The sequence below is a fragment of the Chthoniobacterales bacterium genome, from assembly GCA_018883245.1.
In the GTDB taxonomy this organism is placed as follows: Bacteria; Verrucomicrobiota; Verrucomicrobiia; order Chthoniobacterales; family JACTMZ01; genus JACTMZ01.
Genome location: VEQL01000033.1, coordinates 1 through 17,710, shown reverse-complemented (window position 1 = coordinate 17,710; position 17,710 = coordinate 1). Strand labels below are relative to the sequence as shown.

At 61.4% G+C, this 17,710-nt stretch carries 15 protein-coding genes; 4 read left to right on the top strand and 11 right to left on the bottom strand.

What is annotated here, in order from left to right:
• The first annotated feature begins 110 nt into the window (after nt 1-110).
• Nucleotides 111-2,921: a DUF3459 domain-containing protein gene (locus FGM15_10760; GenBank protein MBU3666338.1), complete on the top strand. Its 2,811-nt coding sequence runs from the start codon at nt 111-113 to the stop codon at nt 2,919-2,921.
• A 3-nt stretch (nt 2,922-2,924) separates the two neighbouring features.
• Here the strand turns inward: FGM15_10760 and FGM15_10755 are convergent, their stop codons facing one another.
• Nucleotides 2,925-3,431, bottom strand: a complete 507-nt coding sequence (locus FGM15_10755) for a hypothetical protein (protein ID MBU3666337.1) — start codon at nt 3,429-3,431, stop codon at nt 2,925-2,927.
• A gap of 104 nt (nt 3,432-3,535) precedes the next feature.
• Here FGM15_10755 and lepA point away from each other — a divergent pair, with 104 nt between their 5' ends.
• Nucleotides 3,536-5,323, top strand: coding sequence for an elongation factor 4 (gene lepA, locus FGM15_10750; protein MBU3666336.1), 1,788 nt, complete (start codon nt 3,536-3,538; stop codon nt 5,321-5,323).
• Between the two features lie 38 nt (nt 5,324-5,361).
• Here the strand turns inward: lepA and FGM15_10745 are convergent, their stop codons facing one another.
• Nucleotides 5,362-6,939, bottom strand: a complete 1,578-nt coding sequence (locus tag FGM15_10745) for a hypothetical protein (protein MBU3666335.1) — start codon at nt 6,937-6,939, stop codon at nt 5,362-5,364.
• A 45-nt stretch (nt 6,940-6,984) separates the two neighbouring features.
• Complete coding sequence (gene acnA, locus FGM15_10740) at nt 6,985-9,798, bottom strand: aconitate hydratase AcnA (protein ID MBU3666334.1); 2,814 nt, start codon at nt 9,796-9,798, stop codon at nt 6,985-6,987.
• Between the two features lie 103 nt (nt 9,799-9,901).
• Between acnA and pyk the strand changes: the two genes are divergently transcribed.
• Complete coding sequence (gene pyk / locus FGM15_10735) at nt 9,902-11,305, top strand: pyruvate kinase (GenBank protein ID MBU3666333.1); 1,404 nt, start codon at nt 9,902-9,904, stop codon at nt 11,303-11,305.
• A 53-nt stretch (nt 11,306-11,358) separates the two neighbouring features.
• Here the strand turns inward: pyk and FGM15_10730 are convergent, their stop codons facing one another.
• The 8 genes from FGM15_10730 to FGM15_10695 all read right to left on the bottom strand — a co-directional run bounded on the left by FGM15_10730 (nt 11,359) and on the right by FGM15_10695 (nt 16,296).
• A complete protein-coding gene (locus FGM15_10730) occupies nt 11,359-12,210 on the bottom strand; it encodes an RNA polymerase sigma factor RpoD/SigA (protein MBU3666332.1) in 852 nt (283 codons plus the stop codon).
• Between the two features lie 284 nt (nt 12,211-12,494).
• Nucleotides 12,495-13,034, bottom strand: coding sequence for an ATP-binding protein (locus tag FGM15_10725; GenBank protein MBU3666331.1), 540 nt, complete (start codon nt 13,032-13,034; stop codon nt 12,495-12,497).
• Between the two features lie 646 nt (nt 13,035-13,680).
• On the bottom strand, nt 13,681-14,139 hold the full coding sequence (locus FGM15_10720) for a PIN domain-containing protein (GenBank protein MBU3666330.1): 459 nt from the start codon (nt 14,137-14,139) through the stop codon (nt 13,681-13,683).
• Nucleotides 14,136-14,336 (bottom strand): type II toxin-antitoxin system VapB family antitoxin, encoded by a 201-nt coding sequence (locus FGM15_10715; GenBank protein ID MBU3666329.1) that lies wholly within the window; start codon nt 14,334-14,336, stop codon nt 14,136-14,138. The genes FGM15_10720 and FGM15_10715 overlap by 4 nt, the downstream gene beginning before the upstream one ends.
• Nucleotides 14,337-14,561: 225 nt before the next feature.
• Nucleotides 14,562-14,906, bottom strand: a complete 345-nt coding sequence (locus FGM15_10710; protein MBU3666328.1) for a type II toxin-antitoxin system PemK/MazF family toxin — start codon at nt 14,904-14,906, stop codon at nt 14,562-14,564.
• On the bottom strand, nt 14,891-15,133 hold the full coding sequence (locus tag FGM15_10705) for a ribbon-helix-helix protein, CopG family (GenBank protein ID MBU3666327.1): 243 nt from the start codon (nt 15,131-15,133) through the stop codon (nt 14,891-14,893). The genes FGM15_10710 and FGM15_10705 overlap by 16 nt, the downstream gene beginning before the upstream one ends.
• Before the next feature lie 24 nt (nt 15,134-15,157).
• A complete protein-coding gene (locus tag FGM15_10700; protein MBU3666326.1) occupies nt 15,158-15,640 on the bottom strand; it encodes a hypothetical protein in 483 nt (160 codons plus the stop codon).
• Nucleotides 15,641-15,801: 161 nt separating this feature from the next.
• The gene (locus tag FGM15_10695) at nt 15,802-16,296 is read right to left on the bottom strand and encodes a hypothetical protein (protein ID MBU3666325.1); all 495 of its coding nucleotides are present in this window, start codon (nt 16,294-16,296) and stop codon (nt 15,802-15,804) included.
• Nucleotides 16,297-16,495: 199 nt separating this feature from the next.
• On the opposite strand from FGM15_10695, the gene FGM15_10690 reads away from it, so the two are divergent.
• On the top strand, nt 16,496-17,710 hold a 1,215-nt coding region (locus FGM15_10690; GenBank protein MBU3666324.1), incomplete at its 3' end, for an integron integrase.

The following is a 17,710-nucleotide window of genomic DNA, read 5'->3' as shown; positions in this document are numbered from 1 at the left end:
GGGAACTCGGGGCAAACCGCAACCTTTTCGTTCCTTTGTGGTGCATGTAAAAGAAAATTTCCGTTCCGCATGAAATCCGAGCCCGCCAAGACCCCGCGCCCCGCCGGCGCATGAAAATCGACTGCCCGCATTGCCGGCAGCGCCTCGAGGTCGAGGAAGCTTGGGCCGGACTGGAGATCTCCTGCCCGACGTGCGGCAGGAACCTCACTATTCCCAAACCCCCTGCCCGTGCCGCCGCAGCCGCACCGCAGAAAAAAAACACTCATCTCGCCGCGTGGAAGAGGAGAAAGCGGCTGCGCAAATTTCTGGTTCTGTCTGTCATCGCCGGATCGATCATCGCCGGCGCCTGGTGGTTCAACTCGTGGCGCGGCGACACGCCGGCCCCGGAGGCATTCCGGTATTTGATCGAATATTGCGCCGAACGGGCGCGCCAGATCTTCGCGCCCGCGCCGGCGCCGGTGGCCAAGCCGACGCCTACTCCCGCGCCTGCTCCGACTCCCGAGGCCACACCTGAACCGACGCCCGATCTGGAAGCAATTCCCCGACCGACACCGTTGGATCCGGTCGCCTGGCTCATCGACCATCCGGCGCGCTGGCCGAAACATCTGACTTTGACAAAGGCGGCGGAATTTCCAGCGGTCTCGGGCGAAAAAGAAGTAGGGCGCCTCACGGTTCCGGCCGGCAGCAAAGTGGATGTTGTCGAGATCACACGGCAAGACGTTGTCGTTGAGTTCCGCAAGGGCAGAGCGCGGGTCGCCTACGACGCGACGGATTTGCATGCCGCGGCGACTGCCGAAATGGCCAGGCCGGAACCCACGCCAACCCCGGCGCTGACGCCGGCAACCAGAATTGTCCCAGCCACACCCTCCCCGACACCCGCCCTCACGAGGGACCCGTTGGGTGCGATCCTCGACCGCGACAAAGACGGCCGCATTACCGGTGTCACGTTCCGCGTCTGGGCACCGAACGTCCAATCGGTCGATGTGGTGGGAACCTTCAACCGGTGGCGTCCGCAGGCGGACGGAATGAGCAAAGACGAGCAGACGGGCATCTGGTCGGCCAGCGTCCAGCGCGCCCGGCCCGGCGACGAATACATGTTCTTGCTCGATGAAAAGACCGAACGGCGCGATCCGCGTGCCCGTCAAATCTCCGCCGGGGGCAAATGTGTTGTCTATGAAACAAATGCGTTCGATTGGGCGGACACGGCGGACTGGAAGCCGGACGGAACGTTGGATGATCTCGTCATCTACCAGTTGCACCCGGGCACTTTTTACGATCCGGACCCGGACGACGGACGCCCCGGAACCCTGCTCGATGCCATCGGAAAACTCGACCACCTCAAAGACCTCGGCGTGAATTGCATCCTGCTCATGCCTGTGGGCGAATTCGCCGGCGACCACAGCTGGGGCTACAACCCCACGGATCTCTTCGCGGTCGAATCGGCCTACGGTGGGCCCGATGCGCTCAAAGAGTTCGTCAAAGCAGCGCACGAGCGCGGAATCAAGGTCCATGCGGACATCATCCACAACCACTACGACCCGAAGTCCCCGCTTTGGCGTTTCGAGGGGACGGAAGGAACCGACCAGAAGGGCGGGATTTATTTTTACGCGGACGGGAAACGCGACGCGACACCTTGGGGACCGCGCCCGAATTTCGGGCGCCGCGAGGTGCGCGAGTTCATCACCGACCAAGTCCGCATGTGGTTCGACGAATACAAAATCGACGGGCTGCGCTGGGATTCCACGGTCAACATCCGGAGGTTCGACAACGGCGCTTCGGAAAATCCCGAAGGCGAAAAGCTCCTCGACGAAATCTCGCGGATGATCCGCAACAATTATCCGGGGCGCGTCAGCATCGCCGAGGACTCGGTGGGCGACGAGCGGTTCGACGCCTCGTGGGAATACGCATTCCACCACGAGGACGAGAACCGGCGCGGCGTGGTGCCGCAGTTGCTCAAGGCGCGTCCCGACGTGGAAGACGTGGCCGAGCGCATCGACTCGCCCCTCGGGTTGCGGCGCGTCATCTACACCGAAAGCCACGACGAGACAGGATTCCTCAACGGCAAACAGCGCCTGATCAAAAATGCCGACCCCGCCGACCCGCACAGCCTCACCGCGCGGCGCAAGCACGCGCTGGCCGCCGTTGTGCCCCTCGTCTCCCCCGGAATCCCTTTCATCTTCATGGGACAGGAGCTTCTCGAAGACGCGACGTTCAACGATTCCAATCCTCTCGATTGGAAACGCGGGGAACTCTCCGCGGGCGCCACGCGCCTCTACCGCGACCTGATCCGCCTGCGCCGCAACCTCGACGGCCGCAGCGCCGCCCTCAAGGCAACATCCGTCCGCGTGACCGAGTCGGACAACAGCACCGGCCTCCTCGCCTTCCACCGCCCATCGTCCGGCCAACCCCGGGACGACCTTTTTGTCGTGGCCAATTTTTCGCCCGACACGCTGAAGGACGTTCCGGTCTATTTTCCGCGCGACGGGGAATGGAGCGTTCTGCTCAACACGGATGATCCGAAATACGGGAAAGGCTTCACCGGCGTGACAACGAAAACAAACCGCACCGACACACTGAGGAAAATTCCTGTCACGCTCGCTCCTTTCAGCGCGCAGATTTTCGGCTTGTCCAAATCCGGCAACATCGCACCCGCGGCGGCGCAGGAAGAGCAAGAACCGCAACCTGTCGAGCAACCCGCGCAACCTGTCGGCGAGCCGGCGCCCGCCCAACAGGAGATCGAGCCGGAAAATCACAAAGCACCTGCCACCGGAATCATGGATGAGCAACCCGTGGCCGATGAGATGTTGGAGCAGGTGGAAGAAAGCACACAGAGCGACACGCCGCCCGAAGGCGACGAATATCTCGAACCCTCGGAGCCTGCGGCGGAAGACGCGCCGAGTCCGGACAGCGGAAACTTTTAGCGATCAGTGCTTGGTCTGCCTGCCCTTGGATCCGGGCTTGGCGGATGGCGCGGCTGCCCGAATCACCACTTCCACGATGGTCTTGGAGCCCTCGTCACCGGCGGCCGCAAGATCGTAAAAGCCGCGCGTCACCGCTTCGCGATACAGACTCTCCGCCGCAACCGGAATTTTTGCGATCACCCGGACCGTTTCCCCGTCCTTCCACGACGACGCCGACCCGCCGACGCCTCGGGCCAAACGCAAAATGCGCCGCTCTTCCGCATCCAACTTGTCCGCGGGGCACTCGATCGTCGCCACATCGGTCCCCAAGCTCGGCACCGGCATGACCGTCTCCGCCGCCCTCTCGATGGCGTCCCTCATCGCCTCGGCACGCGCGGGATCCTCCGCCGGAACTGTCTTGCCGGAAAACATGGACCGCAGTCCCAGCACGGCGAGCGCAATAGGCAGCACCAGCGCGGCCAGAACGACCAGCAGCATTTTTCCCTGTGCGCGGGCGGCTTCGTTCGTCATGCCCGGCATTGTGAACGACCGCGCGCGGCAGCGCAAATCCGCACGAAACACAGAGGGCGTTTGACCGGAAAGCGCCGGTCAAGGATAGTGGCCGGTTTCACGCCATGCGGAACACGCGCAATTTTTGCATCATCGCCCACATCGACCACGGCAAGACGACGCTGTCCGACCGCCTCTTGGAGACCACGCGAACTATTTCCGAGCGCGAGAAGCAGGACCAACTGCTCGACTCGATGGACCTCGAGCGCGAGCGCGGCATCACGATCAAGATGCATCCCGTGGCCATGCGCTACAAAGCGAAAGACGGACAGGAATACAAACTCAACCTGCTCGACACGCCGGGTCACGTGGACTTCGCCTACGAAGTCTCCCGCTCGCTGGCCGCGTGCGAGGGCGCGCTGGTCATCGTCGATGCCGCGCAGGGCGTCGAGGCGCAGACGGTGGCCAACGTGCACCTGGCCAACAAACAAGGGCTGACCATCATTCCGGTGATCAACAAGATCGACCTGCCCAATGCGGACATCCCCACGGTCAAAAGGCAACTCGAGGAGATCCTGGCCATCCCTGCGGACGAAGCCATTCTGGCCAGCGCCAAGGCGGGCACCGGCATTGATGACATTCTGGAAGCCGTCATCCACCGCATCCCGCCCCCGAAACAATGGCCGGACGATAAAGTGCGGGGCCTGGTTTTCGATTCGACGTTCGACTCGTATCGCGGGGTCGTCACCTACGTCCGCATGATGAGCGGGTCGCTCAAAGCCGGCGACGGCGTCAAGATGATGAGCAACAACCGGCCCTACGAGGTGAAGGAGGTGGGTGTTTTCACCCCGAAAATGGAGGCGCGGAAAAGTCTCGAACCGGGCGACACGGGCTACGTCATCGCCAACATCAAGACATCGAGCGAAATCAAAATCGGCGACACGCTCACCGGCACGCACTCCCCCGCCACCGAGGCGCTTCCGGGGTTCCAAGAAATCCAACCGATGGTGTTCAGCGGCGTGTATCCGATCAACACCGCGGATTTCGAGCACCTCAAATCCGCCATGGCCAAGCTGCAGATCAACGATTCATCGTTCGTCTACCAAGCTGAAAGCAGTGTAGCCCTCGGCTTCGGCTTCCGCTGCGGTTTTCTCGGGCTTCTCCACATGGAGATCATCCTGGAGCGGCTGCGGCGGGAATACGACATGGACATCATCGCGACGTATCCTTCGGTCATCTACGAGGTGGTGAAAACCAACGGCGAGATCCTCCACGTGGACAATCCGGAGTATCTTCCGGACTTCAGCGTCATCGAGGAAATCCGCGAGCCCATCGTCAAGTGCTTCATCATGGTGCCGAACGAATACATTTCGCCGCTCATGCAGCTCATCATGGAGAAGCGGGGCACACTCGAGCACACCGAGTCGCTCGACACGCGCCGCGTCATGCTCACCTGCGTTCTGCCGCTGAACGAGATCCTGGTGGACTTCAACGACAAGATCAAAAGCATCACCCGCGGCTACGGTTCAATGGACTACGAGCACGCCGGCACGCGCGCCGACAAGCTGGTGAAGCTCGACCTGCTGGTCAACGGCGAGCCGGTGGACGCCTTTTCATCTATCGTTCACCGCGAGAAAGCCGAAGCACGCGGACGCCAACTCGCGGCCAAACTGAAAGAAGTGATCCCGGCCCAGCTTTACCAGGTCGCCATCCAGGCGGCCATCGGCGGCAAAATCATCGCCCGCGAAAGCGTCAGCGCCATGCGCAAGAACGTGACCGCGAAATGCTACGGCGGCGACATCACCCGCAAGCGCAAACTGCTCGAGAAGCAGAAAGAGGGCAAGAAGCGCATGAAGAGCATCGGCCGCGTCAACATCCCGCAGGAAGCCTTCATCGAAGTGCTCAAGGCGTGAGCCCCGGCGCGCCGCCCCGCGAAGTTTTGGGACAGCTGCTACTGCTTGCTTTGCTCGACAAACCAGTCGATGGAAGCCGCGAAGAGTGACGGCGACAGTTCGTGCCCGCCCGGGAACGTCTCGTAGCGAACGTTCCTGAAGCGTTCTTTCTTCGCCGCATCACGGGCCGCTTCCGTGATTTCCTTGATGGCAATCGTGTCGGTGTCTCCGGCGGTCATGAACACCGGAACTTTCCGCATCGCGGCGTCCGGCGCACGTTTTAGTTCCTCCGCGAAATGCACGGGGCTGTATCCGCTGTTGGCAAGGAACATGCCGATGATGGGATAACGTTTGTTCACGAGCATGATGGCGTTGTAGCTCGCATAGCCGGCCCCGCCCGAAATGCCGGCGGTGATCAGGGGCCATGTTTTGCTCGAGGGCCATTCTTTCTGCATTTGCTGCAACGCCGCCTCGACGAGCGCCCAGCGGAATGTCGTGGAATCGCCGCCGCCTTCCGGTTTGCCGAACTCGCCATCGACCGCCAGCAGCACCACACCTTTTTCCCGGACTGTGCCGAGGTATGGCTCCGCCCCGTCTATGCTCGACCCGTTTCCGTCCGTGGTCGCACTTTCGATCACCACCGGATAGCTGGAGGAAGGCTCGAAGCCGGCGGGAAGCACGAGGAGCGCCTTTGCTTTGTTTGACGGCTTGCCGTAAGCCTTCTCCAAGAACATGAGAAGGCCGCTGTTGGTGACGGGGATCTCCACGATGTTGGATTGGCCGGCGACCAGCGGAGAGCCTGCAAATTGGAATGTTTTTGCCGCCGGCTCGGGCGAAGACACGGGTGTCGCACTCTGCTCCGGTGCGGACTCGGCCGCAGGCGTTGCGGCCTCCGTCTCGGTCGGCGCGGACGACTCATCCGGTGAGCCGCTCGGCAGAGAATCGACGCCCTCCGCTGCGTCACCGATGGTGACGACGGAATTGTTCCCGCCCGAACCATCCTCGGCAAGGGCGGGATTGGCCGGATCCGTCTTCCATTCGCCATCGACAATGAACTTGTAGGCCGTTTGACCCGCGGGTAGCGAAACGGTCGTAGTCCAAACGCCGTTCCCGGCTTCCGACAGCGGGTTGGCCGTGGTGTTCCAGCCATTGAAGCTCCCCGCAACGAAGACTGCCTGCGCTTCCGGGGCAGCGTAGGTGAATGTCCACGTGCCCGGAGCCGTTGCAACCGGATCGCTTCCGTCGATGTCAGGCGGAGAACCCCCGCTCGCTTGATCGACGGGAGCAGCAGCACCCTCTCCTACAGTCACAGCCGAATTCTCATTGCCATCCACCTCCTTGCGATCCGGGTTGGCCGGATCGAGCATCCACGCATCGCCGTTGACGAGAAACTTGTAGCCGTAAGTGCCGGCCGGGAGGTCGAGTGTGATGCTCCATACGCCATCCGCAGACGACTCCATCGGCGCGGCCTTCCAATCGTTGAACTCGCCGGCAATCTCGACCTTGGAGGCGGCTGCATCCTCGTAGCGGAAAGTTTGTTCCACCGCCATGCAAGGTGCGGCAACCAACACCGCGAAGCAGGCACAGGCGCGTAAAATGTCAGGGCTCATCGGGGAGAAAGCTACACCCCGCAGCATACGGCAGCAAACGCCCAGAGGCGCTTCACACCGCCCCGCCTTCCCTTAGGCTGCCATCAACTCCCGCAGCACGAACGGCAGGATGCCGCCGTGGCGGTAGTATTCGACTTCGATCGGAGTATCGATGCGAAGGACAACCTCGACATCCTGCGTTTTGCCGTCCGCGCGCGTGATCCGCAAAGTGAGGTTTTGCCGCGGCTTCACATCATCCGAGAGTCCGATGACATCGAATGTCTCGGACCCGTCGAGGCCGAGCGTCTGGGCGCTGGTTCCCTCCTCGAACTGCAAGGGAAGAACGCCCATACCGACGAGGTTGGATCGATGGATCCGCTCGTAGCTCTGCGCCACCACGGCTTTGACACCGAGGAGCATGGTTCCCTTGGCCGCCCAATCGCGGCTCGAGCCAGTGCCGTATTCCTGTCCGGCCAAGACCACGAGCGGCGTGCCATCGGCCTTGTATTTTTCCGCCGCGTCGAAGATCGCCAATTGTTCCCCGTCATTCGATCCTTTGGCAAAATATCTTGTCACCCCACCCTCCACGCCGGGCACCATGAGGTTCTTGATGCGCACGTTGGCGAATGTTCCGCGTGTCATGACCCGGTCGTTGCCGCGACGGCTGCCGTAGCTGTTGAAATCCTTGGGTTCGACGCCGTTGTCCACGAGGTATTTGCCCGCGGGCGACGCGGCCTTGATGGCGCCGGCCGGCGAAATGTGGTCCGTGGTGACCGAATCGCCGAAAATTCCCAGGGGACGCGCGCCGCGGATGTCGGCGATTTTTCCGGACTGCATCGAAAAATTTTCGAAAAACGGCGGATGCTGGATGTAAGTGCTCTTTTTGTCCCACTTGTAGAGCTGGCCGGCGGACGCCGGTATTTCGTTCCACTTGGGATTTTGCTCCGAAAAGTCCCGGTAAAGTTTGCGGAAAACCTCCGGCTTGAGCGCGGCCTGCATGACGCCGCGGATCTCGTCCTGCATCGGCCAGAGATCTCGCAGATACACATCCCTGCCGTCTTTGCCTTTGCCGATCGCATCGCGCGAAAGGTCGATGTCCACCCGCCCGGCGAGCGCGAACGCGACGACGAGCGGCGGCGACATGAGGAAGTTCGCTTTGACGTTCTGGTGGACGCGCGCCTCGAAGTTGCGGTTGCCGGAGAGCACCGATGCCACGACAAGATCGTGGCCGGTGACGGCTTCTTCCACGGCCTGGGGCAGCGGCCCCGAATTGCCGATGCAGGTGGTGCAACCGTAGCCGACGATCTGGAATCCGAGCTTGTCGAGATACGGCTGGAGACCCGTGGCGGCCAGATAGTCCTTCACCACGCGGGATCCCGGGGCGAGCGATGTCTTCACCGCGGGCGACACGTGCAGCCCGCGTTCCACCGCTTTTTTTGCCAACAACCCGGCGGCGAGCATCACACTCGGATTGCTGGTGTTGGTGCAACTGGTGATCGCGGCAATCACCACGCTGCCGTGGTCGAGCACGGCGGCGCCGTCGCCTTTTTTGCCGGCCACATTGTCCGGGGTCGGACGATCTTCCTCCATCTCCTCTACCTGTTTCTGTTCGTCGGTCGGAATATCGAAACGCGGGCGCTCGACGACGATCGAGGCGGGCGCGGCACGTCCGCCGGCGGGTTTATTGTAGCCGCCCTCGGCCACGGGTTTCTCCAAAAGCGAACGAAAGGTGTCTTTCAGCGCGGGCAGGTTGATGCGGTCCTGCGGACGCTTCGGGCCGGCCACGCCTGGTTGCACCGAGCCGAGGTCCAATTCGAGATCCGAGCTGTAGTCGATCTCGCCCTTGCGCGGCATGCCGAACATCGACTGCGCTTTGAAGTAAGCCTCGAAGGCCGCGCACTGTTCGTCCGTTCGCCCGGTGCCCCGCAGGTAGTTCACCGATTCCCCGTCGACCGGGAAGTAGCCCATTGTCGCCCCGTATTCCGGAGCCATGTTCGCGATCGTCGCGCGGTCGGGAAGCGGCAGCGAGGCCGCGCCTTCGCCGTAAAACTCGACGAACTTGCCCACGACCTTGGTCCTGCGGAGAAGCTCGGTGACATGCAGGGCGAGATCCGTGGCGGTGACACCCTCGCGCAGACGTCCGGTCATGTGCACACCGACAACCTCGGGCGTGAGAAAATACACCGGCTGGCCGAGCATCCCCGCTTCGGCCTCGATGCCGCCGACACCCCATCCCACCACGCCGAGTCCGTTGATCATCGTCGTGTGCGAGTCGGTTCCGACGAGCGTGTCGGGATAATACATTTTCGAGCCCTCCCACGGCTGCGAAAGCACTCCCTTGGCCAGGTATTCGAGGTTCACCTGATGCACGATGCCGATGCCCGGCGGGACGACACCGAAAGTCTTGAAAGCCTGCTGGCCCCACTTGAGAAACTCGTAGCGCTCGCGGTTGCGCTTGAATTCCATGTCGAGGTTCAGACGCAGGGCCTCGGCGCTGCCGAAGAAGTCCACCTGCACGGAGTGATCGACGACCAGATCCACCGGAACCAGGGGCTCGATCATGGCCGGATCTTTTCCCGCGGCGGCCACCGCATCGCGCATCGCCGCAAGATCGACGAGCAAAGGCACACCCGTGAAGTCCTGCAGGACGATCCGCGCCACGACGAAGGGGATCTCCTCCGCCGCCGGTTTCTCCGCGTTCCACGCGGCCAGCGCTTTGACGTCCTCCGGGCGCACTTTGCGCCCGTCGCAGTTGCGCAGCACCGACTCCAGCACAATGCGGATGCTCACCGGCAAGCGCGAGACCGGACCGAGTCCTTGCTTTTCCAAGTCCGGCAAAGAATAGAACCATGCCTCCCCGCCCGTCCCGGTATTGAATTTCCGCAATGCGCCAAAAGGATCTTTCATAAACGGGCAGGAAAATCCGACCGCGCCGCGCCGGCAAGTTCTAATTGAGCACAACGGCAACTTCGCGTCTTGCGCGCGGGCAGCCTGTTGTCTTTTCTACGCCATGCGCAAAACCAAAATCATCTGCACGCTCGGACCCGCCACGGAGTCGGCGGAAATGATTTCCCGCCTGATCGCGGCGGGCGCCAATGTCTTCCGGCTCAACATGAGCCACGCCACGCACGAGTGGGTCAGGATGATCACGCCGCGCATCCGCGAAGTCGCACGCCAGACTTCGGCCAACGTGGCGATCATGATGGACACACAGGGCCCGGCCATCCGGACCGGCGATCTGGCGACGAACCTGCAACTCACTCCGGGCGACACCGTGGAGTTCACCGTCCGCGGCGCGCGCAGCGAGGAGCAGTATTCGGTCGATGTGAACTACGACGGCCTGATCGACGACATCTCGGTGGGCGACGTCGTCATGGTGGACAACGGCAACATCCACATGAAAGTCCTCTCGAAAGAGGAAAATCGCGTGCGCTGCGAGGTGCTCACGCCCGGCGTGCTCGGCTCGCGCCGCCACATCAACCTTCCGGGCGTGAAGGTCAACCTGCCGCCGCTCACGGAAAAAGACCACAGGGACATCGCCGTGGGCGTGGAGTTGGACCTCGACTACTTCGCCCTCAGCTTTTGCCGCGAGGCCGCGGACGTCGAGGCGATGCGCTCGGAACTGCGCCGCCTCGGGAGCGAGGCGCACGTCATCGCCAAGATCGAGGACCAGCACGCGGTGAAATTTTTCAAGGAAATCATGATGGCCGCCGATGCGGTGATGGTCGCGCGGGGCGACCTGGGCATCGAATGCCCGATGGAAGAATTGCCGATCATCCAGCGCCGGATCGTCAAAGCCTGCATCAAGGCCGGGAGGCCGGTCATCGTCGCCACCCACATGCTCGAATCGATGATCAACAACCCCCTGCCCACGCGCGCGGAGATCACCGACGTGGCCAACGCGGTTTACGAACAGGCCGATGCCATCATGCTCAGCGGGGAGACCAGCGTCGGCAAATACCCCGTGCAGTGCGTGGAAACATTCGACCGCGTGGCACGGCGCATCGAGCGGAGCGGGGGCGCGGGATTCTCCCGCGAGGCCGAGATGGAGGGCCCGCGGCACAAGACCGTGGCAGCCGCAGTGAACCTCGCCAACAACTTTCCCCACGCCAAAATCGTGGTCTTCACCTACGCAGGCAACATGGTGCTCTTCGCCTCGCACCTCCGCCCCGAGCACGCGCCGATCTACGCCTTCACGCCGGACGAACACGTGTGCCGCCGCCTCGCGCTGCTCTACGGCGTCCAAGCCCAGCGCATGGGTTTCGTGCCGCAACCCGAGCAGAATGTCTTTGCCGCCGAGGCCGCGCTGCTCCTCCAAGGCCGCGCGGAATCAGGCGATCATCTCGTCGTGGTGACGGACATCGTGGAGGGCGACCGCCGCCACGGATCGGTGCAGTTGCGGGTCATTCCTTGACGTCCCGCATTCCCCCGCGGCAAGGCAATGAAAAGCCACCCTGCCACCGCCGGCTAAACAACAGCCGGCAGCGTTTCGGGAAGCTTCACCTCCTCGCGCTTGCGGAGCGCCTTGCGCATTTTCTGAAGGGCGATGTTCTGCAACTGGCGGATGCGTTCGCGCGTCACGCCGAACTTGCGTCCGACCTCCTCGAGCGTGCGCTCGCGCCCGCCGCCCAAGCCGTAACGGTAGGCAATAATCTTGCGCTCGCGCGCATCCAGCGCATCGAGGAGGTCGCCCACCTCGTCGCGCAGATCCTTGTCGCGCAAAACCTCGAAGGGATCCTCGGCGCGCTCGTCGCCCACAAAGTCCCCGAAAGGCGTCTCATCCTCGGCGCTGATCCGCGCGTCCAGCGAGGCCGGACGGACCGCGACCGTTTTCAGATGTGTGACCTTCGCCACCGGAAGACCCAACTCCTCGGCCAGCTCCTCGTCCGTCGCCTCGCGCCCGAGTTCCTCGGTCATGCGTGCGGCCACACGGCGGATCTTGCCGATTTTATCCACGAGATGCACAGGCAGGCGGATGGTTTTGCTCTGGTTGGCCAAGGCGCGCTTGATGGACTGTTTGATCCACCACGACGCATAGGTGCTGAGCTTGCCGCCTTTTTTCGGGTCGAAACGCTCCACGGCTTTCATCAGGCCGATGTTGCCCTCCGAGATGAGGTCGAGGAGCGGCAGGCCGTAGTTGTTGAAATCGTGGGCGATTTTGACCACCAGACGCAGGTTCGCCTTGATCATCTGTTCGCGGGCCTTTTTGCTCCCGCGCTTGATCTGGGAGGCCAGCCTCACCTCCTCCTTGGGAGTCAGAAGCGGAACCTGGCTGATCTCACGCAGGTAAAGTCCGATATTTGTTTCGGGTGATTCCATTTTTTGGGGATCGCTTGGGGTTGTTGGCAGCGACATCTGTTTCGACAGTCGTTCTAAACGATCGTTCAATTTAATTTGCACCCGGCAGATTTCGTGCGGGGGAGCCGGCAAGCGAAACAGCCGGGGCGGCTTCGCCGGGTTTGCGGCCGACCAGCACTGCCGGGGCCATCACCCCCCGCCTGTGAACAACATCAAGCCCCTCTCTTCGGTCCGGAGCGACGCCAACTTGGGGGCGATCGCCTTCTCTTTGGTGCGGCGCTTGCCAAGGGCCGTCGGGATCGGTTCTACATCCAGACGGACCTGTCCAGACTTCGGTATTGGAGAGCCTCGAGCAGATGGTCCTCGGCGATATTCTCTGCTCCGGCCAGATCGGCGATGGTCCGCGCCACTTTGAGCACACGGTCATGCGCCCGGGCGCTAAGGTGCAGGTCCTCCATGGCATGTTTGAGAAGCGCATGGCAGGACGCGGAGATTTCGCAGTGCTCGCGCATGAGCTTCGGCGTCATGCGGGCGTTGAGCGCGGGCTTCAAGCGTCCGGCAAAACGCTCCGCTTGAATCCGGCGGACCTTCTCCACGCGATCACGGACCGCGGCCGACGACTCGGCAGGCTGCGCCGAGGTAAGTTCGTCATATTCCACCGGAGGCGCTTCGACGTGGATGTCGATGCGATCGAGCAACGGACCCGAAACGCGCTGGCGGTAGCGGTCCACCTGCCCCGGCGAACAGCGGCACTCCCGCTTGGGGTGTCCGTAGTATCCGCAGGGAAATGAATAACGCTGAGGTGGATGCTTTGCCCTATAGGCGCGGTTCACTGTGTAAGACATTGACTTTGAGTGAATTGAGATCAGGGGTGCAGAAAAAGGCAGTTAAGAAAAAGTTTATCCATCACTGGGTTGGCACTGCTTGAAAGGATCGTAGACCGGCCAGTAAGGGCCAAGCATCCGAGGCTTCCGGAGTCCCGATGATACCGGGGCGTCAGCAAAGAATTTCCGCGCGAGAGGCAATCCTCTTTAGGCTGTTCAGGACATCCTCCCGTTTCAGCAGAAGTGTCCGCCCGAAGCGGAAATAGGGAAGGCGCCCCTGAGCCATGGCTCTGCGGATGGGTTTCTCGCTGGTGAATCCCAGCAACTCTTTGACATCCGACACCCGCAAAAACTCCCAAGGCTCGTCTTCTACCATACGACGCCACGCGTTCTGCAAACCCGATGGTTTGCGCCTCCGCCTCACCTTGCCGCCGGCATTGTCATCTGGAGCGTTCCCCGAAAGAAACATCTCCACATCCATCCACTTTTGTTTCTCGACAGCTTTGCTCGCTGCGAGAAGACATCAACCAAGGCCGTTACTCCGCTTGTGGCGGAAGGTCGTAATGACCTGTTCATTGATCCGCACCTCGTAAGTGCGATCCCCCATCGGATCCGCATCGTCGTGCGGCCCTACGTTCACTATGGCGATCATAAATTTGCGCGAAGGTCACTCCCTGCTTTTCCGTGTGGGGCGGCGGAGACCGGTCGAGGGAGGGCCCGCCTTTGTTTTGATCTCGTGCAGGACGATGGGCAGACATTGAGCGAAGTGCCGGAAATCCCCGTCGGTGGTAAAGATCGCCAAGTCACACCGGACGGCGACCGCACAAATGAGGAAATCGGTGTTCGAGCCCTGAATGCCCTTGGATCGGCACAGGTTGAAAAAATTCGCGGCCGTTACGTAATCCTCCGTCAGCAGCGGAACGTCGGGGAATGCCGCAAGGTGCGTTTCCAGCCGCGCGAACTGCGTTTGATCCCGCACGCCAGAAAGAATCTCCTGCCGCACCGGCCCGATGATTTCAGCGACATGGGTGGACACGAGCCGCTGCAGCTCCTCTCTCTCCGGATGCTGCCGGTCGTCACGCCGCAACGCCAGTGACCAGACGCTCGTATCGACGAGCACCCTCACGCCCGTGCCCGCTGGCGCTTGTAGTCGTAGCCTGGGTCAAACTCGACCTTCCCGAAAAGATCCAAGATGCGATCCTGCCGCAGGTGACGGATGTAGTCTGTCAAAGCCTGAGTCACCGCCTCCTTCTTGGTGCGGTGTTTGCCCAGCGCGGCAGCCTCTGCGATGAGCCGATCATCGAGTTGAAGATTGGTTGCCATGGCTATCTTTCCACACGCAAGTTCACACATCGCTGTGTGTGGCGCAATGAATTTTTCTCTGAACGCTTGAGGTCAGCCGCCGAGCGCAGCGAGGTCGGCTGGTCCGGTTTGTTCGCGGTTGCTACTGTTTCCATCGGGGCTCAAATCGGGCTTCGGAGTATGAAGTTGGAGCGATCTAGTGGCGAAGATCGAAGTGCGCAGCATTTTTGCAAACTCCTCCTAAGCTCAGCCTGCTCCGCCAATCAGCTCGTTCAAGCCTTCGACTATCTGGTCCATCTCCCCGGCTGAAGCTCTGCCAATCTTCTTTTTGAGGCGCTGAACGGAAAGGGTTCGAACTTGGCTGATCTTGGCCCACGATCGCTTCGGCATCTTCGCATCGAGCAATTCCAGCGTGAGCGGGAAACCGGCTCTCTGCGGCTGGCTGGTCAAAGCAATGGCTATAACTGTTCCCGACCGCTCGTTGAAAACATCTTCGCTCAGAATTAAAACCGGACGCTGTCCCGCCTGCTCGTTTCCGCGCGTCGGCTCGAGGTCGGCCCAGACGATGTCGCCCCTCAGTATTCGGGCCATTGCTCGATCTCCGAACCGATCCCCTCTTCAGCAAGAGCTTGCTCGAACTTCGGATCAAGCTTGGCGCACTCGCGAGCCAACCGCCCTCGGTCCATGCGCTGCAACTTGTCGGCCACGGCGTCCTGAATCGCCCGGCTTCGGTTGGGATAAACATGCTCCCGCACGAGCCGATCGAGTTGCTCGACTAAACTCTCCTCCATGGTTATGGCAATTTTCGCAGCACTCATAGCAGGTATGAGGATATATCATACCTACGACAGCGTCAAGGCGCTTTTTTTACGCGAACGACCAAGCTCAGCGGCGGCCTCGGCGGCGGCGGTGGAGCGCACCGTGCGCGCACGAACTCCCGCGACGCTCGAACGGACGGCGGAGAGGCCGTTCGCTGCAGCGCCCTGGTTAGGCCACGTCGCAATCAAAACCAGCAAATCAATAAGCATGTGTGCCAGTATCGCGAACGAACCACCGAGAACAATAGACCGGAAATTCGGCAAACCATGCCACTGATAACTCTGGTAGTCTATCGGCCTCATCAGACAAAACGCAGCGATGCCGAGTCCGAGCAGGGCAGCAGCGTGAAACCAGCGAGTGCGGGCCGGAAAACAAAATGCCGAAACAAATATGGCTGTGAACGCCAACTGCTTCGTCACCCTCAATAAATCTGGTCCGCTGTCTGGTGCTGGAACAAGCGTCCAGACAACCAACGCAGCGACAAAGCCGACCGGAATGGCGAGCAAGCAACGCAAAAAATGCCGCACAGCCTCTTGGTGCTTTGTTGTGCTCATAGGAAGTGGCCTAACGTCCCGGCTCACCGGTGCCGGGCCGATGGTGTCCGATTGTCAAGCCAGGCGCGATCCCGGCGTTCGGTGCAGCCGGTTTGTTCGGTGCTGTTTCGTCGCTATTCATGATGGCCGACGGCTGCCTGCGCGTAGCTGCGCACAAAAGGTTTGTGGCTCCCATTGATCAACCCTTCCGCGATCCAACCGAGATAATTCGTGCGCGACTGATACTGACTCGCCAAGGCGAGCCCCTCCTCCTCTGCAATCCGGTAGATGCTCTCAAGGGCATCCGCTCTAAAGTAGTCCTCCTCGGATTCATCACCAAGTATCGTCCGCAATACCGGCAGAGCTTCGGTGATGCCTGCGACCCCCAGGAAGCCGATCGCATATCGCCGCTTGGGCATCGTGCGAACAGCGACCTCTTCAATGACACGTTTTTTCACGAGATCGGCGTGCAGGATCAATGGATCCATGAGCATGTCTTCCGCACGGTTAGCATCGTCACTGAAGAAGTCGTTCATCACGCTGTCGACAGTCCTGTGAGGCCATAGTAGGTAGGAAACCGCAATGCCTACTAGAACAACGGTGATGGCGATGATGAGGCGGCGTTTCATACTTTCACCGAACGTATAATATACGACAGTTCGTTAATATTGGGTTTTACGACTGGTCGCATATTACTTGTAAGTGAGGTGCGATTGTTGAATTATTCCATCCGCTATGGCCCATTCAAGCTTTCGCGAGCAGTTCGGGGACTTGGCCCGGAAAAAGGGCGTGCAGGAATCATTGATTCCATATTGGGCCAATTGGGTCATGGCTTGGGGGAAGCATCTCTCGCCTCGCAAATTCGTGGACGCTGGGGAATCCGATGTCGAGGCCTTTTTGCAGAATCTCGCCGACCAAGGCAAAGCCGGTTGGCAGATCGAGCAGGCGGAGGCGGCGCTCAAACTCCTGCACCAGTCTCGCTACCCCGCCCCGTGGTCGGCTGATTGGAAAGTGCGCTTGCCGCTGGCCGCCGCCACGGCCTCGCCCGAACGGCGGCCGCCGCTCGACGAAGAGTTCCTCCGTGCCCGGCATCAAGGCAAGTCCGACCGCGGAGAACTGCCGCCGCGCTTTGCCCCATTCATCGACGAAATCCGCGCCGCCGTCCGCGCCCGCCACTACTCTTACCGCACCGAGCAAACTTACGTGGGATGGATCACGCGCTTCCTCGCTTACGCCGCGCCGGAAAAGCGCCAAGACCTCCACCCCTCGCAGGCCAAAGACTACCTCGACTACCTCTCGGTCGTGCGGCGTGTTTCATCCGCCACGCAAAACCAAGCCTTCAACTCGCTGCTCTTCCTTTTCCGCTCCGTGCTGGAAATGGATTTCGGGCGCATCGAGGGCGTGCAACGCGCCGAGCAACGTCGCCGTGTGCCGGTCGTGCTTTCGCGATCCGAGTTGGCCCGGCTCTTCGAGTCGCTGCCCGAGTCCTGCCGCCTGCCCGTGCGCTTGTTCTACGGCGCGGGACTGAGACTCATGGAGGGGTTAAGATTGCGAGTGCAAGATGTTGATCTCGAACTTCTGCAAATCACCGTGCGTCGCGGCAAAGGCGGCAAGGACCGTATCGCACCTCTGCCCGTTTCCCTCGTCGAAGAATTGCGGGACCAGATCGCCAAAGTGCGCGCCATTCACGAGGCGGATCTGGCCAAAGGCTACGGCGATGTGGAACTGCCCGACGGCGTCGCCCTCAAATACGGCGGACGCGCCCGCGAGTGGGGCTGGCAATACGTGTTCCCCGCCGCTGGGTTCTCGGTCGACCCGCGCACCGGACGCACCGGTCGCCATCACCTGCACGAGGTCAACATCCAGAGAGCCGTGCGCCGGGCCGCCCGCGATGCCGGAATCGTCAAGACCGTCACCCCGCACATCCTACGGCATTCGTTCGCCACGCATCTGCTAGAAGACGGTGCCGACATCCGCACCGTGCAGGAACTCCTCGGACACTCCGACGTGAGCACCACCATGATCTACACGCACGTGCTCAAC

Coding starts and splice junctions, on each gene's coding strand:
- FGM15_10760 (MBU3666338.1), top strand. CDS start 111: ATGAAAATCGACTGCCCGCATTGCCGGCAGCGCCTCGAGGTCGAGGAA.
- FGM15_10755 (MBU3666337.1), bottom strand. CDS start 3,431: ATGACGAACGAAGCCGCCCGCGCACAGGGAAAAATGCTGCTGGTCGTT.
- lepA (MBU3666336.1), top strand. CDS start 3,536: ATGCGGAACACGCGCAATTTTTGCATCATCGCCCACATCGACCACGGC.
- FGM15_10745 (MBU3666335.1), bottom strand. CDS start 6,939: ATGCTGCGGGGTGTAGCTTTCTCCCCGATGAGCCCTGACATTTTACGC.
- acnA (MBU3666334.1), bottom strand. CDS start 9,798: ATGAAAGATCCTTTTGGCGCATTGCGGAAATTCAATACCGGGACGGGC.
- pyk (MBU3666333.1), top strand. CDS start 9,902: ATGCGCAAAACCAAAATCATCTGCACGCTCGGACCCGCCACGGAGTCG.
- FGM15_10730 (MBU3666332.1), bottom strand. CDS start 12,210: ATGGAATCACCCGAAACAAATATCGGACTTTACCTGCGTGAGATCAGC.
- FGM15_10725 (MBU3666331.1), bottom strand. CDS start 13,034: ATGTCTTACACAGTGAACCGCGCCTATAGGGCAAAGCATCCACCTCAG.
- FGM15_10715 (MBU3666329.1), bottom strand. CDS start 14,336: ATGGCAACCAATCTTCAACTCGATGATCGGCTCATCGCAGAGGCTGCC.
- FGM15_10710 (MBU3666328.1), bottom strand. CDS start 14,906: ATGGCCCGAATACTGAGGGGCGACATCGTCTGGGCCGACCTCGAGCCG.
- FGM15_10705 (MBU3666327.1), bottom strand. CDS start 15,133: ATGAGTGCTGCGAAAATTGCCATAACCATGGAGGAGAGTTTAGTCGAG.
- FGM15_10695 (MBU3666325.1), bottom strand. CDS start 16,296: ATGAAACGCCGCCTCATCATCGCCATCACCGTTGTTCTAGTAGGCATT.